This is a genomic window from Carnobacterium sp. 1290_CSPC (assembly GCF_001053265.1).
Classification (GTDB): Bacteria; Bacillota; Bacilli; order Lactobacillales; family Aerococcaceae; genus Aerococcus; species Aerococcus urinaeequi.
Genome location: NZ_JVVG01000076.1, coordinates 58,789 through 73,590, shown reverse-complemented (window position 1 = coordinate 73,590; position 14,802 = coordinate 58,789). Strand labels below are relative to the sequence as shown.

At 40.1% G+C, this 14,802-nt stretch carries 11 protein-coding genes and 1 other annotated feature; of the genes, 8 read left to right on the top strand and 3 right to left on the bottom strand.

Annotation, left to right across the window (positions count from 1 at the left end):
* The first annotated feature begins 94 nt into the window (after positions 1–94).
* Positions 95–883: a 2-keto-4-pentenoate hydratase gene (locus tag AC973_RS07140; RefSeq protein WP_048729130.1), complete on the top strand. Its 789-nt coding sequence runs from the start codon at positions 95–97 to the stop codon at positions 881–883.
* Between the two features lie 307 nt (positions 884–1,190).
* Here AC973_RS07140 and AC973_RS07135 read toward each other — a convergent pair whose 3' ends face one another.
* Together AC973_RS07135 and AC973_RS07130 are read right to left on the bottom strand one after the other, a co-directional pair.
* Positions 1,191–2,108, bottom strand: coding sequence for an MBL fold metallo-hydrolase (locus AC973_RS07135; protein WP_048729128.1), 918 nt, complete (start codon positions 2,106–2,108; stop codon positions 1,191–1,193).
* A 115-nt stretch (positions 2,109–2,223) separates the two neighbouring features.
* Positions 2,224–3,411: an acetyl-CoA C-acetyltransferase gene (locus AC973_RS07130; RefSeq protein WP_048729126.1), complete on the bottom strand. Its 1,188-nt coding sequence runs from the start codon at positions 3,409–3,411 to the stop codon at positions 2,224–2,226.
* 883 nt (positions 3,412–4,294) lie between these two features.
* On the opposite strand from AC973_RS07130, the gene AC973_RS07120 reads away from it, so the two are divergent.
* The gene (locus AC973_RS07120; protein WP_048729122.1) at positions 4,295–4,705 is read left to right on the top strand and encodes a cupin domain-containing protein; all 411 of its coding nucleotides are present in this window, start codon (positions 4,295–4,297) and stop codon (positions 4,703–4,705) included.
* A gap of 62 nt (positions 4,706–4,767) precedes the next feature.
* Entirely contained in the window at positions 4,768–5,580 is an 813-nt protein-coding gene (locus AC973_RS07115; RefSeq protein ID WP_048729120.1) for an HpcH/HpaI aldolase family protein, read from the top strand.
* A 74-nt stretch (positions 5,581–5,654) separates the two neighbouring features.
* On the opposite strand, the gene AC973_RS07110 is transcribed toward AC973_RS07115, so the two are convergent.
* The gene (locus AC973_RS07110) at positions 5,655–7,613 is read right to left on the bottom strand and encodes an ABC-F family ATP-binding cassette domain-containing protein (protein WP_048729118.1); all 1,959 of its coding nucleotides are present in this window, start codon (positions 7,611–7,613) and stop codon (positions 5,655–5,657) included.
* A 196-nt stretch (positions 7,614–7,809) separates the two neighbouring features.
* Here AC973_RS07110 and AC973_RS07105 point away from each other — a divergent pair, with 196 nt between their 5' ends.
* From AC973_RS07105 to argH, 5 genes are all read left to right on the top strand, one after another.
* Positions 7,810–8,433, top strand: a complete 624-nt coding sequence (locus AC973_RS07105) for a redox-sensing transcriptional repressor Rex (RefSeq protein ID WP_048729116.1) — start codon at positions 7,810–7,812, stop codon at positions 8,431–8,433.
* Between the two features lie 639 nt (positions 8,434–9,072).
* Positions 9,073–9,342: a co-chaperone GroES gene (locus AC973_RS07095; RefSeq protein ID WP_003143273.1), complete on the top strand. Its 270-nt coding sequence runs from the start codon at positions 9,073–9,075 to the stop codon at positions 9,340–9,342.
* 60 nt (positions 9,343–9,402) lie between these two features.
* Complete coding sequence (gene groL / locus AC973_RS07090; protein WP_026465223.1) at positions 9,403–11,025, top strand: chaperonin GroEL; 1,623 nt, start codon at positions 9,403–9,405, stop codon at positions 11,023–11,025.
* A 250-nt stretch (positions 11,026–11,275) separates the two neighbouring features.
* On the top strand, positions 11,276–12,778 hold the full coding sequence (locus tag AC973_RS07085; RefSeq protein WP_048729111.1) for an amidase: 1,503 nt from the start codon (positions 11,276–11,278) through the stop codon (positions 12,776–12,778).
* Between the two features lie 205 nt (positions 12,779–12,983).
* On the top strand, positions 12,984–14,360 hold the full coding sequence (gene argH / locus AC973_RS07080) for an argininosuccinate lyase (RefSeq protein WP_048729109.1): 1,377 nt from the start codon (positions 12,984–12,986) through the stop codon (positions 14,358–14,360).
* A gap of 131 nt (positions 14,361–14,491) precedes the next feature.
* Positions 14,492–14,718: a binding site (T-box leader), on the top strand.
* Positions 14,719–14,802: the final 84 nt, after the last annotated feature.

The window sequence follows — 14,802 nt, the reverse complement described above, 5'->3', positions numbered from 1 at the left end:
ATATGAGAGTTCAGATTGCTTTATCTGTTAGTTTTGATACAATGGGGTTAATACTTATCATTATTTCTTAATGAATTAAAAGGAGCTGACAGGTATGGAAGAGTCGAAGATGCAGGAGATTGCGCAGTATTTGTATGACGCGGAGAAGAATAAGACGGCGATTGATAATGTGACGGAGGTGTTTAATGTTTCCTTCGATGAGCAGGAGGCCTACGATATTCAGGATTTGGTCGTAGCTTTGAAGAAAGAAACGGACGGGAAGACGGCAGCTTACAAGATTGGTTTGACGTCACCAGCTAAGATTAAACAGTTGAATATTGATCAGCCGGTTTATGCCCACATCTTTGAGTATATGATTTCTTATGACAGCGAGCCTTTGTCAATGGAACGGTTTATTCACCCGCGTATTGAGCCGGAAGTGACCATTGTCTTGAAGGAGGATATCTACCAAGAGAATGTGACTTTTGAAGAGGTCATGGATAAGATTGACTATGTCTATTCTTCTGTTGAAATAGTAGACTCTCGCTATCACGGTTTCCGCTTCTCCTTGGAAGATGTGGTTGCTGACAACACTTCTTGCCAGGGGGCAGTTTACTCAAATACCCACTTCAGCTTGGACCAAGTGGATATCTTGAATGAGAAGGCTGTCGTTTATATCAATGGTGAGAAGATTGATGAAGGGGTTGGGAAGGATGTAGCCAACCATCCAGCTAATGCGGTGGTCTTCCTAGCCAACGCCTTGTATAAGCGGGGTGTGAAATTAGAGGCCGGCGTGCCAATTATGACCGGTGGAATGACCAAGGCGAACAAGATTGAAATTGGCGATAAGGTCGAAGTGAAATTCGATACCATGGATGATATTACCTTTGAAGTAGTCGAATAACATCATGAAGAGCCATTTAATGGCAAAATAAAAACCAGCTAGTAGAATGCGAAAAGCGCCTAACCTAGCTGGTTTTTTGTAGTTGATTTTAGTGATTTCAACCCAATTTTGGTCCAGCTTTTAGAAGCGTTTACGCTCCTAAATGCGTTAGAACCGTCAATTCTAAGCGGCTTTACTCACACCTAAAAAAGCAAGTTCCTTCTATATAATAGGCCAATTAAATGGCAACTATTATATATAGAAGAAACTCGCTTAAGGTTGGGTTGGCTATTTGGACTGTCGAGCTAGTTGATAGCGGAAATACTACTTAATTCGCAACAGCTGCTTCAACTTGTTTTGGGACCCGGTCTTGTTGGTCAGTGAATGGGATAAAGACATCGCGCGACGATTCCATAGCGTATTGGATGTTTTTCCCGTCTTCAGTATATTCAACCACGCGGTAGTATGGGTCATGGTAGAAGATAAAGCGGTAGTTGTTGGCTAGGGCTTCTGGCATCAAGTCTTGTTTGGCTGAAATCGAATCCATTGGGTAATCGTCTAAACCGCCGATCCAAAGTGGGTTTGTGTGGACGAAAGTAAGTAGGATATCGGCCATATGTAGCATGGTTTCGCCAGCTTGTTCAAGACGAATAATCGTATGACCTGGGCTGTGACCACCTGTAACTTCCATGGTAATCCCTTCAGCAATGGTAATGCTGTCTGCAAAGGTTTCAACTTGCCCTTGGATTGCTTCCCAGTTTTCTTTCGGATAAGTGTTTTTAGTCCGTGCATTCGGATGTTTTACCGCATCCCACTCGATATCAGAGATATAAATCGTGGCATTAGGGAAGGTTGATTGCCATTGATCATCTTCAAAGTAAGTCAAACCGCTAGCGTGGTCGTTATGCATATGGGTCATCATCACGACGTCAATATCTTCAGGGGTAATCCCAAGCGTTTCAAAGTCTTCTTGGATGCTACCTTCTTGTTGTAGCCCAACATTTCGTTTCCCTTTTTCATTGAATTTATCCAAGTTAAAGGACGCATCAATGATGTAGTTTTTCCCTTGGTATTGGATGACAATCGGGTCACAAACCTCAGCCACTTGGTTTTTATCATTATATGGATAGTAGCGGCCCCAAAGCGTTCTTGGTACAGGACCGAAAATCGTCCCGCCGTCAGTGCCAATCATCGCGCCGTTCATCCAAGATAGGGTCATGTCGTGGAAAGTATATGTGTCAATCATAGTAAAAATCTCCTTTGTATATGTGCTTTAGCTTTTAGCTGGTTATCAGTTTTTAAATACGACTCATTTTTCAATTGTCAAAAGGGGTTTAGCCCTTAGCTGGTGTCACAGCCGATTAATAGTTATTTTCGATAATCATCGATATTCCTTGGCCACCCCCGATACACAAGGTAGCTAGGCCATAAGTAGACTGGCGTTTAACCATTTCGTGGACCAGGGTGACTAAGATGCGGGCGCCGGATGCGCCAATCGGGTGACCTAAGGCGATGGCCCCGCCATTCACATTCACTTTATCCATATCTGCATCAAGATATTGCAATACACATAAGGCTTGGGCAGCGAAGGCTTCGTTAGCTTCGATTAAATCGATGTCTTTTATAGTCAATTGGGCTTTATCCAACGCTTTTCTCGTAGCTGGAATCGGACCTGTTCCCATAATTGAAGGGTCAACGCCGGCACTTGCGAAGGATTTAATAGTAGCTAAAGGTTTAGCGCCAATCGCTTCGGCTTTTTCCTTGGACATTAAAACGATGGCTGCAGCCCCGTCGTTAATACCAGAAGAGTTGGCTGCTGTAACAGATCCGCCGTCACGCTTGAAGGCTGGTCTTAATTTAGCTAATGATTCTTGGGTAACACCAGCTTTTGGATATTCATCCGCTTCGATTTGGATATCGTCGCCGCGTCTTTGAGGCACAGCAACGGGTGTAATTTCATCTTTGAATTTATTGTCATTGATGGCGGCTTCCGCTTTTTGTTGGCTGGAAACGGCTAGGGCATCTTGATCTTCTCTAGTGAATCCATATTTTTCAACAATGTTTTCTGCGGTAATCCCCATATGATAGTTGTTGAAGGCGTCGGTTAAACCGTCTTTAATCATGGTGTCGACTACTTTCTGGTCGCCCATTCGCATACCCCAACGTGCATCTTCAACAATGTAAGGCGCTTGGCTCATATTTTCGGTCCCGCCAGCAACCACGACGTCCGATTCGCCCACCATAATACTTTGAGCGGCAAGGGCGACAGCTTTCAAACCTGAACCGCAAACCTTATTGACAGCGAAAGCTGGTTTTTCTACAGGTATTCCGGCGGCAACCGCAACCTGACGGGCCACGTTTTGACCTAAACCTGCGCTTAAGACGTTACCGAAGATGACCTCATCTACTAGGGTTGGATCAATGTTGGCCTTAGCCATGGCACCTTGAACGGCTACCTTACCTAAGTCAACAGCGGAAATATTTTTAAATACGCCACCGAATGATCCGATGGGGGTTCTTTGTGCAGCTACGATTACGACATCTTGCATTTGAAAAACTCCTTTCGAGGGTTAAGTTGAGGTGAGACAAAAGTCGCTTAGAATATACGCACTAGACCAAGAGTAGAACTATTACTGTAGGTAATTAGAGTATTTTGGGAAGCGTCGGATAATTCTGACTTTTGGAACCAGATATTGTGAGTCATATTAATCAAATTCACTTAAAAGCCGATCATCAGAAACAAAAAAGACTGCGAACCGTTTATGCGGCCCGCAGTCTTACTAGCTAAGAGCCCGCATTCACGAGAAATAGGACTCTTCCATATGTTGGAACAATCCTAGTTAGCTAATAATAATAATAAAGATGTATGTGTCTGGTGATCAGTAGAGGTCATTGACCAAGAGGTGTTGGTCATATTTGTAAAATCTGTATGCATTGTCATATTGGTCTCACTCCTTTGATTTAAGTTAGTGCTATATTATCATCATATTTTCATTTTAACAAGTCTTTCCCACATTTATTTTTAATTTAATGTCATTTTTGAAACATCAAAAGGGGTTAATCATATATGTATCAAGGGATTCGTTCAATTGTAATATTTTTGTAAATGAGAAAATGGTGAGCTTTATGAGGGTGAGCTGAACCACTTTGTCAGCTGAAAACGAGTTGGAAACAAAAATTGTACATTTTGAAAGATGCTTATTTTGACATAATATGCCCCTAAACTTGACCAAAAGATGTCATTTCCTTCATAGAAGGCCAGAAAAAGTTGGTCAACCATTTTTCCAGAGATCCCCAGGACAATATCAAAAGGTTTCGTTGGCAAATACTTTCTCTTGTTGCTTTTAATAAAATGAGATGGTAAGGTGACACCAATCAAAAAACTCATAAAGTTTTAATAAAAACAAAGTATCAATATTGGAGGAATGCATCATGGCACTAGAAAATGTAGATTTTGGAAACATCAATGAGATTCCCTACCGTCCACTACGCCCGGGGATTGACCAAGCCGTGTTCGCCATGTCAGGTGACGGCGTCAATGTAACAGTTAACCGAGTAGAGAATGGCAACGACTTACGTCCACATACGCATGATGACCACCAACAAATCGCCTGGATATTACAAGGTGAATGTGACTATTACGTTGACGGTGAGCCGTTCCGCATGAAGGCAGGCTCATGGGTAGTCGTGCCGAAGGGCGTTGAACATTATATTCATGTGTACGATTCGCCAGAAACAGTGGTGAATGTGGATATTTTCGCCCCAGCGCGTGAAGACTACAACGAAGCTTACAGCCAATTCTTGAAAGAACAAGGCTACCAAGGCTTTAACATTATTGACTAATTAGAAATAGAGACATTAGGACTGATTTGAATAGGACTAAAGACGGGAAAAGGATGATATAAATGGAAATGCGCAACCTTGTAAAAGAAAAAATTGCTGAAAAAGGCTATGCTATCGGTGCTTTTGTGGCATCAAGCTCTTCGTTAAATACGGAAATTTTAGGGGTCAATGGCTTCGACTTTGCTATGATTGACTTCGAACATGCTCAAACAAGCTTAGAAACAGCCTTAGACATGTTGCGTGCAGCCGAATTATACGGTACTGCCCCATATGCCCGTGTTTACAATCCTGAAGACGGTCCAATGATGGGTCGAATGTTGGATATCGGTTTGCATGGATTGATGATTCCAATGGTCAATACCAAAGCACAAGCGGAATTCGTGATTCAAAATACTAAAATGCCACCTATTGGTATCCGCGGTAAAGGGATTGGGCGTGGGCCACTTTGGGGTGCCTATGAAAACTATAATAAGGGTGAAGTAGACGAAAAATCCATGGTCATTGTGCAATGTGAGACCCCAGAAGCGGTTGACAACGTTGAAGAAATCGTGAGTGTTGAAGGAATTGACTGTGTGTACATCGGTCGTCTTGACCTAGCGCATGCCATGGGTGTTGAAGACCCATCAACAAGTCCAGAACTTGAAGCCAATATTCAAAAAGTCCTTAAAGCATGTAAAGAAGCGGGTAAAATTCCAGGCATCTTTACAGCTAATGCACAAGATGCAATCAACCGAATTGAACAAGGATTCCAATTCGTCACGGTATTGAACGACTTGGCCTTCTTTCGTCAAGCAACCAAAACAAGAATTGATGACGTTCGAAAAGGGGTAGAAGGAGATAAATACCAAGTAGATGATGCGGTATTTTTGAAATAACAACTATTTGGTATAGTTGATAAAAAAACAAGGTAAGCCATATTTTCTTTAAAGGGCTTACCTTGTTTTTGCTTTTATAAGTTTTCTAATTTCGTTGCAGCTTCTTCCCAAGCGGTCATCACTTGGTCTAAGGCTTTTTCTGCTTCTTGAAGGGATTGATTTAATTCGTTTAATTTCTCAAAATCATCAAGAAATTCAGGTTTTGTCATATCCAATTGGATTTCTTCAATTTTTCCTTCTAAATCAGCCATTGCCTCTTCATGTTGGGTAATTTCACGCTGTAATTTTCGTTGTTCTCTTTGTTTCTCTTTAGATAGTTGAAAAGCCTGTTTCGTCTCGGAGGTGGGTTGAGTAGTTGTTTTTTCTACCTTTTCATCGTTGCTTTCAGCTGCTAGTAAAGCAAGACGTTCTTCTTCTGACGCTTTTTTAGCCACATAATAATCATAGTCACCAAGATAAAGCGTGGAACCATCAGGATTAATTTCTAAAACAGAGGTAGCAATCCGGTTGATGAAGTACCTATCATGGCTGACAAATAATAGGGTACCATCATATTCGATCAAGGCATTCTCTAATACTTCTTTAGAATCAATATCCAAATGGTTGGTTGGTTCATCGAGAATCAGGAAATTATCATGTTCCAAAGCGAGTTTCGCCAATTCAAGTCGGGCTTTTTCCCCACCAGAAAGTGTTGCTACAGACTTGGTCACATCATTTCCAGTAAATAAGAAGGAGCCAAGAATAGTGCGAACATCTCGTTCCATCATGGATGGATGTTCGTCCCATAACTCGTGAAGTACATCTTTTTTTGAATTTAAATTGCCTAATTCTTGGTCATAGTACCCAATTTGTAAGTGAGCGCCATATTCGATAGTGCCGCGTATAGCTGGAATTTGTTTAATAATTGTTTTGAGTAAGGTTGATTTACCTACACCATTTGGTCCAACAATTGCAATTGCTTCCTGTTTGCGTAGCTGGAATGAGATAGGTTCAGCCAAAACTTTATCTGGACTATACCCGACGGCTAATTTATTGGTTTGTAAAACATCATTCCCAGAACTTTCAGCAACGGAGAACTGAATGCGTGCGGTTTTTTCATCGTTTAATGGCTTTTCAATTTTGGTCATTTTCTCTAATTGCTTACGACGTGACTGTGCCATTTTTGTCGTTGAGGCGCGCACAATATTACGTGCTACATAGTCTTCTAATTTGGCGATCTCTTCTTGCTGCTTTTCGTAAGCTTTCATTTGCATGGTGAGACGCTGTGCCCGTTCTTTCAAGTAGAATGAATAATTCCCTTTATAATAATGGATACCTTGGTGCGCCATTTCATAAGTCTCATTGGTAACGGCATCTAAAAAATACCGGTCATGGGATACGATTAATAAGGCACCAGGATACTTTGGTAGATAGTTTTCAAGCCAAGTCAAAGTCTCGATATCTAGGTGGTTAGTTGGCTCATCTAGAATGAGTAAATCTTTCTTCTCGAGTAGGATTTTCGCTAAAGCAAGACGCGTTCGTTGACCTCCAGAAAGTGTTGAAATCTTACGGCTATAGTCTTCGTCAAAAAATTGGAAACCGTGTAATACCATGCGGATTTCAGATTCGTATCCGTACGCATTAAAGCGAATCAAGTCTTCTTGAAGTTTGTCATAGCGATTGAGCGCAACTTCATATGCCTCTGTATCTTGCATAAGTTCTTCATCTGCTAAGGCAAGCGCAGCGGTTTCTGATTCCTTTATTAATTTGATTACAGGTTCAAATACGGAAACCATTTCTTCATAAATTGTTCGATCACCAGAGACGGCTGTGTGTTGGTCCATATAGGCGATGGTTGTTCCTTTAGTTAAGGAAACTTGACCGTCATCAGGTGCTTGAATGTTGGCCAACATTTTTAATAATGTTGACTTACCGGCACCATTACGGCCAACTAGCGCGATGCGACTGTTGTGTTGGATTGTCAGTTGTACGTTTTCAAAAATAACTTCTACGCCATAGCGTCTAGCTAGATTTGAACCTTGTAATATGATCATAGTAGGCATGATCCTTTCATTAGATAGTCTTATTATTTTACCACAAAAAAATTTGAGTAATCACTGGAAACATTTTATAAAAAATTGCATTATTTAACATATACTAAAAATCACGAATGAAACACCCTTGTGTTATTTTCACAAACTTGTTATACTGTTTAAGAAATTATTTTCTAAACTAGAAAGAGGACTGAACATGCGTAAAATACCCAAAGCAACCGCCAAAAGATTACCGCTCTACCACCGTTACCTACGTGTATTTAAAAATATGGGGAAAACACGTGTTTCTTCTACAGAATTAAGTGAAGCAGTGAAAGTTGAAAGTGCAACGATTAGACGTGACTTTTCATACTTTGGTGCCTTAGGTAAACGAGGGTATGGCTATGATATTGATGCTTTATTAGACTTCTTTGGTAAGACACTAAGCCAAGATCGTTTAACAACAGTTGCATTAGTTGGTGTAGGTAATCTTGGTAATGCCTTATTGAACTATAACTTTAAAAAGTCAAACAACATACGAATTGGTGCTGCTTTTGATATCAATCAGGATATCATTGGTACGGTCCACAATGGTGTGCCTGTTTATGATATGAAGGATTTGACGCAACAATTAAAATTAATGGATATAGAAGTGGTCATCCTCTCGGTACCTGAAGCAGTTGCTCAAGATATGATACCATCGTTAGAACAAGCAGGTATCAAAGGCATCTTGAACTTTACGCCAGTGAGATTAGATGTACCGGATAGTATCCGGGTGCAAGATGTAGACTTCACGAACGAACTGCAAACCTTAATCTACTTCATCTCAACAAATTCATAATATATGTGCTAGCTATATGCTAGCAAGCGAATAAGCCGAGATCTTTAGTCTCGGCCTTTTTTTACCTTAATTGCAGGGGAAGTTTGTTGAATTTCACATATGAAATCTTAAATTGTTTGCAATTTTTACTAAATTACAATAAATAAAAAGATTATGATTTCGAATTAAATTGGCGTAGTACGTTTAGCGTCTTTAACAAGTCAACTATTTCATACGCTGCAACAGCTAGTGCTAAGTATACTGTCCAATTCCATCCAGAACCTTCCACACTGCCGATGGCGAAGGTAACGGCTAGGAAAATAAATACTAGTTTGAATAGTAATAAAAATATTACTGGTCCTTTTAACATAAAAAAACTGACATTCCTCTCTTATATAACATATTTTGACTTTTATCAAAATTTACCACATTCTTCAACTACTAAAAATAACTTAAATTCCGCATAAAATCAAGGTTTTCGACTTATAAAGAAAAATAGGTCAAAAAAAGTCAATCTTTCTCTTGCAATTCATATTTGATTGTTTTAAGATAAGAAATGTAGAGGTTAGCAGTCAAACATAGAGAGTGCTAATCTCTAAAATAACCAAGTAATTTAGCTTGGGTTTGACAGATATTTTATATAAATGGAGGGACATGTAAATGATTAAACCATTAAACGGACGCGCAGTTGTGAGAGTTGAAGAGGCTAAAGAGCAAACAGTTTCAGGTATCGTATTACCGTCAGCTGCCAAAGAGAAACAACAAGTAGGTGTTGTTGAAGCAGTTGCTGAGAATACGGAAGATTTCACATCACAATTGAAAGAAGGCGACCGCGTTCTATTTGAAAAATATGCAGGTTCAACATTTGAATATGATGGTCAAGAATTATTAATTATTAAAGAAAGCGATATTATCGCAATTGTAGATTAGTCAATTTATCAATATTTACAGATTAATAACAGTATGAAATTTTATGAGGTGAATGAATAAATGGCAAAAGATATTAAATTTTCAGAAGATGCACGTCAATCAATGGTTCGTGGGATTGATATATTAGCTGATACGGTGAAAGTAACTTTAGGACCAAAAGGTCGTAATGTTGTTTTAGACCAAAGTTATGGTTCGCCGCTAATCACTAACGATGGTGTAACCATCGCTAAAGAAATTGAATTAGAAGATAAATTTGAAGATATGGGTGCAAAACTAGTTGCTGAAGTAGCTTCAAAAACAAATGATATCGCTGGTGACGGTACAACAACTGCCACTGTTCTAACTCAAGCAATTGTAACTGAAGGTATGAAAAACGTTACTGCTGGTGCTAACCCAGTGGGTGTTCGTCGCGGGATTGACAAAGCAATTCGCGTAGCTTCAGATCGTTTATCTGAAATTTCAGTTCCTGTAGATTCTAAAGGCGCAATCGCTAACGTTGCGTCAATTTCATCAGGCGACAGCGAAGTTGGTGACTTAATTGCAGAAGCAATGGAAAAAGTTGGCCAAGATGGCGTCATCACTATTGAAGAATCTCAATCAATTGATACCTCTCTAGATGTTGTTGAAGGTATGCAATTTGACCGTGGTTACCTATCTCAATATATGGTAACTGACAATGACAAGATGGAAGCCGTTTTAGAAAATCCTTATATTTTATTAACAGATAAAAAGATTTCTAATATCCAAGACATCTTGCCAGTTCTAGAACAAGTTGTTCAAGAAGGTCGTGCATTATTATTAGTAGCTGATGATATTGATGGTGAAGCATTACCTACATTAGTGTTGAATAAAATCCGTGGTACTTTCAACGTCGTTGGGGTAAAAGCGCCAGCCTTTGGTGACCGTCGTAAAGCAATGTTAGAAGATTTATCTATCCTAACAGGTGGTCAAGTAATTACTGAAGATTTAGGACTTGAATTAAAAGATACGACAATTGATCAATTAGGTTCTGCTAACCGCGTTGTAATCACAAAAGATGAAACAACTATTGTTGAGGGTGCGGGCGATAAAGAGCAATTAGCACAACGTGTTGCCCAAATCCGTAGTCAAATTGAAGAAACAACTTCTGAATATGACCGTGAGAAATTATTAGAACGCTTAGCTAAATTAGCTGGTGGTGTTGCTGTTGTTAAAGTTGGTGCAGCTACTGAATCAGAATTAAAAGAACGTAAATTACGTATCGAAGATGCTTTAAACGCAACACGTGCGGCTGTTGACCAAGGTATCGTAGCTGGTGGTGGTACTGCCTTTATCAATGCTAAAAAAGCAGTTGCTGAATTAGCTGAAACATTAGCTGGTGATGAACAAACTGGTGCACAAATCGTCTTACGTGCTTTAGAAGCTCCAGTACGTCAAATCGCTGAGAACGCTGGTTTAGAAGGTTCTGTAATTGTTGAGAAATTGAAAGAACAAGCAGAAGGTGTCGGATTTAATGCTGCAACTTCTGAATGGGTAAACATGATTGAAGAAGGTATTGTTGATCCAACTAAAGTATCTCGCTCAGCATTGCAAAATGCAGGTTCAGTAGCTGGATTAATCTTATCTACTGAAGCAGCTGTTGCAAGCCAACCGCAACCTGAACCACAAATGCCAGCAATGGATCCAAGTGCAGGTATGTATTAATAAAAAAAGTTAAGTAGGTCTTTTATAAAGAAAACGACCAAAAAATCACGTGGGGATAAAAGTCAGTTATTGGCCGAACCCATTATGATAACGATTGATAGGAGGTGTGAAATCAAGTTCACATCTCCTATTTTTTTATAAACTTTGTTAATATGGGTAAACTCTTTCTATCATAAAGGCGTTTTCACTATAATGGGGTTATGAGTTGAAAAGGTAAGAGAGTAAGTAGCTGATTGAAGGGAGATTTACCATGTTGTTTACAGAAGATGCAGGTTATTATGCACAGCAAGTCAAGGAGCGGAAGGTTACGGTCTTGGCGTTAGTGGACCAAGCCTTGGCGAATATTGAAGCGTTGAATCCTAGATTGAATGCCATTGTATGTGTGCAAGCAAGCACTGCACGAGCTCAAGCGAAAGAATACGATGGTTATTTAGATCAGTTAACGGAGGAGGAAATAGATAGCTTGCCTGATTTCTTCGGTGTCCCAACCCTGCTGAAAGATTTAGGGCAACATCAAGCAGGGCATCTTACAGCAAGTGGATCCAATTTAACGAAAGATACGACTATGCAGGTAACCGAGTATTTTGTTGAAAATATCGTTAGTGCTGGTTTTGTGATTATTGGTCGCACCAATGTACCAGAATTTGGTTTTAAAGGAATCAGTGATTCAAAAGCTTTTGGCCAAGTAAATAATCCAACTGATTTAAACCGCAATCCGGGTGGTTCTAGTGGTGGTGCGGCTGCTGCTTTAAAAGCAGGTATTGTGCCATTAGCCTTTGGATCAGATGGTGGTGGCTCTATTCGTATTCCGGCATCTTTTTCAGGCTTAATCGGGTTAAAGCCATCTAGAGGGCGAGTAACTGTTGGACCTGGATCATATCGCGGTTGGCAAGGGGCATCTATCAATTTTGCTTTAACGAAAAGTGTGGATGATACCTGGACTTTATTACGAAATCTTCAAGTAGAGCAGTTAGAGGCACCATTCATTATGCCTATAATAAATGAAACTAGCTTAAAACCTTTAAATAAACCTTTAAAGATTGGCTACCTGGACCAATTAAACCAAGCTTGGCCAATAAATGAGGATGCTAAAGAAGCCTTAAACCAAACGATACAAGTACTTAGAAAGCTAGGACATGAAGTTTTCAAAGTAACGGAACCTTTTGACAGAGCTGAAACCATGCGTAATTACTTTGTGATGAATAGTGTTGAAACAGCGGCTATGATGAAGGATATTGAACAAGCAAGCGGTCACCCAGTAACCTTTTCGGATGTTGAACCGTTAACCTGGGCCATCTACCGGGCGGGCTTAAAAGTACCGTCTTATCGCTATAGCCAATTACTAACCGAATGGGACAAGTGGACGGCTCAGTCTGAAGCAATGTTTGAAGAAGAAGTTGATTTGTTATTAACGCCAACAACTAATGGTCCAGCACCTATCCATGGCCAATTTGACCCAGATAATCTAAATGAAATAATCGAAAAGGAGAAACACTTTGATGATTATGAAATGGCCGACCAGCAAGGCATTATCTGGGAACATTTCGCCAAGAGTGTTGTCCATATGCCTTATACATCTTTAATTAACATGTTAGGTCAACCAGCTATTTCCTTACCCTTATATAAAAATAAGGATCATTTGCCGGTTGGTATACAATTTATTGCGCAAAAAGGAAATGATTATTTACTATTACAATTAGCCAAACAATTTGAAGACCAACAATTATTAGATACAGCTATTGTCAATTTGTAAAAACCTATCAGCCATTTAAATGCTATTCACGTAGAGCTAGTTACTATTTATCTAGCTCTTTTTATTTTTATTTTTGTTAGCTTGGCTACCTTTATTTTTGAAAATAAAAAAACACTTGTCATTTTCTCATTATTTGTTAATATTCTCATTAACGAAGACAAGAAACGGGCAGGAGATTGCCCAGAAATCAAAGGAGTGTATCGCTATGGCCATTTGGTCTAATAAATTTCACGAGGAAATGTCACAAGATGCTTATCAATTCAACCAATCTATCCAAGTAGATTACCGCTTGTTGGACGCTGACCTCCGTGGGTCAAAAGCCCATGCGGCTATGTTAGGTCACCAAGGGATTCTTGGTTTAGAGGAGTCGGACAGCTTGGTAAAAGAGCTTGAGCAAATGCGTCAAGATTATGCGGATGGGACTTTAGTCGTTGATTTTACAGCGGAAGATGTTCATTCTTTCATCGAGACTGAGTTGACCAACCGTCTTGGCACAATTGGGAAGAAGGTTCATACTGGCCGGTCTCGTAATGACCAGGTAGCGACAGCTATGCGGATTTATGTGCTAGATGAATTGCAAGATTTTATCGAGAAAACCCAAGTAGCGATTGAGGCTATTTTGACAAAAGCAGAGGGACACTTGGACACGATTATGCCAGGCTACACCCACTTACAACGGGCGCAACCAATCACTTACGCCCACTATTTATTGGCCTATGCGCAGATGTTCAGCCGTGACTTATCGCGGTTTACGGACCTTTCTGACCGGGTAGCGAACGATATGCCACTGGGTGCGGGGGCCTTAGCAACGTCTACTTACCCAATTGACCCTTTCTATACAACTGAACAGGTGGCAGGTTTCACAGCACCGTATGTTAACTCAATCGATGCGGTATCCAACAACGATTATGCCATCGAATTCCTGTCAGATTTAGCCATGATGTCCATGCACATGTCCCGTTACGCGGAAGAAACGATCATGTGGTCCAGCCAAGAATTCCGTTTCATCAGCCTGAAAGATTCCTTCTCAACTGGTTCATCGATCATGCCACAGAAGAAGAATGCCGATATCCATGAATTAATGCGTGGGAAAACGGGCCGGGTTTACGGGAATCTGATGAGCGTCTTAACCATTATGAAAGGCCTGCCGCTTGCTTACAATAAAGATCTGCAAGAAATTAAGGAACAGCTTTTTGACGGGATTGACCATGTGAAAGCGATGTTATCTCTATTACCGGGCATGTTAGAAGCGACAATCGTCAATAAAGAAGTTATGTATGCAGCTTGTGGAACTGGGTTTTTAAACGCGACAGACTGTGCAGACTATCTGACCAACAAGGGGATGGCCTTTAGAGATGCCTACCAAGTATCTGGAGATTTAGTGGGTTACTGTACGGAAAAAAGCAAGAGCTTGGAAGAATTAACCTTGGACGAATACCAAAAATACTCAGAATTATTTGATGCCGATATTTATGACGCCATCGATTTGAAGAATTGTGTTTACCGCCGGAATGTTGCTGGGGGGCCAGCGCCAGAAGCGGTGGCTGCAGCAATCCTAAGGGTTCGAGCTAATATTTACTAGGTTGAAAGTTTTGTAAAAAGAATTTCACTTTTCCGGTTGACTTTCTATAAATTACCGATTAGAATGATTAAAAGAAAATGATAAAAAATTAAAAATAAATGATACATGTCATTTTTTTATGAGAATTGAATATTAAATCATAGAGGCAAAGAGTAACAAGAGTACTGTCCAAAGCGAGTAGACGATTGGTGGAAGGTCTATGTCAGGAGAATTGTGAACCGCATTGCTGAGATAATTGAGTGAAGTAAGCTAATTAGATCATAAAAGTAGCTCAATTCGTTAGGCGCGTTAAGTCATCAAGCGTTGATGTATTTTTGTCAACAGTAGAGTGGTACCGTGGATATTAACCGCCTCTTCATTTGAAGGGGCGGATTTTTTTATTTTCCGGGCCGACAAATGAAAGCTTGTTTTAAAGATTGGATGAAAGTCTAGTTTTGACAAG

Bases quoted from the DNA above. Each gene is read 5' to 3' on its own strand.
- AC973_RS07140 (WP_048729130.1), top strand. From the start codon at position 95: ATGGAAGAGTCGAAGATGCAGGAGATTGCGCAGTATTTGTATGACGCG.
- AC973_RS07095 (WP_003143273.1), top strand. From the start codon at position 9,073: ATGATTAAACCATTAAACGGACGCGCAGTTGTGAGAGTTGAAGAGGCT.
- AC973_RS07110 (WP_048729118.1), bottom strand. From the start codon at position 7,613: ATGATCATATTACAAGGTTCAAATCTAGCTAGACGCTATGGCGTAGAA.
- argH (WP_048729109.1), top strand. From the start codon at position 12,984: ATGGCCATTTGGTCTAATAAATTTCACGAGGAAATGTCACAAGATGCT.
- AC973_RS07120 (WP_048729122.1), top strand. From the start codon at position 4,295: ATGGCACTAGAAAATGTAGATTTTGGAAACATCAATGAGATTCCCTAC.
- groL (WP_026465223.1), top strand. From the start codon at position 9,403: ATGGCAAAAGATATTAAATTTTCAGAAGATGCACGTCAATCAATGGTT.
- AC973_RS07085 (WP_048729111.1), top strand. From the start codon at position 11,276: ATGTTGTTTACAGAAGATGCAGGTTATTATGCACAGCAAGTCAAGGAG.
- AC973_RS07105 (WP_048729116.1), top strand. From the start codon at position 7,810: ATGCGTAAAATACCCAAAGCAACCGCCAAAAGATTACCGCTCTACCAC.
- AC973_RS07130 (WP_048729126.1), bottom strand. From the start codon at position 3,411: ATGCAAGATGTCGTAATCGTAGCTGCACAAAGAACCCCCATCGGATCA.
- AC973_RS07115 (WP_048729120.1), top strand. From the start codon at position 4,768: ATGGAAATGCGCAACCTTGTAAAAGAAAAAATTGCTGAAAAAGGCTAT.
- AC973_RS07135 (WP_048729128.1), bottom strand. From the start codon at position 2,108: ATGATTGACACATATACTTTCCACGACATGACCCTATCTTGGATGAAC.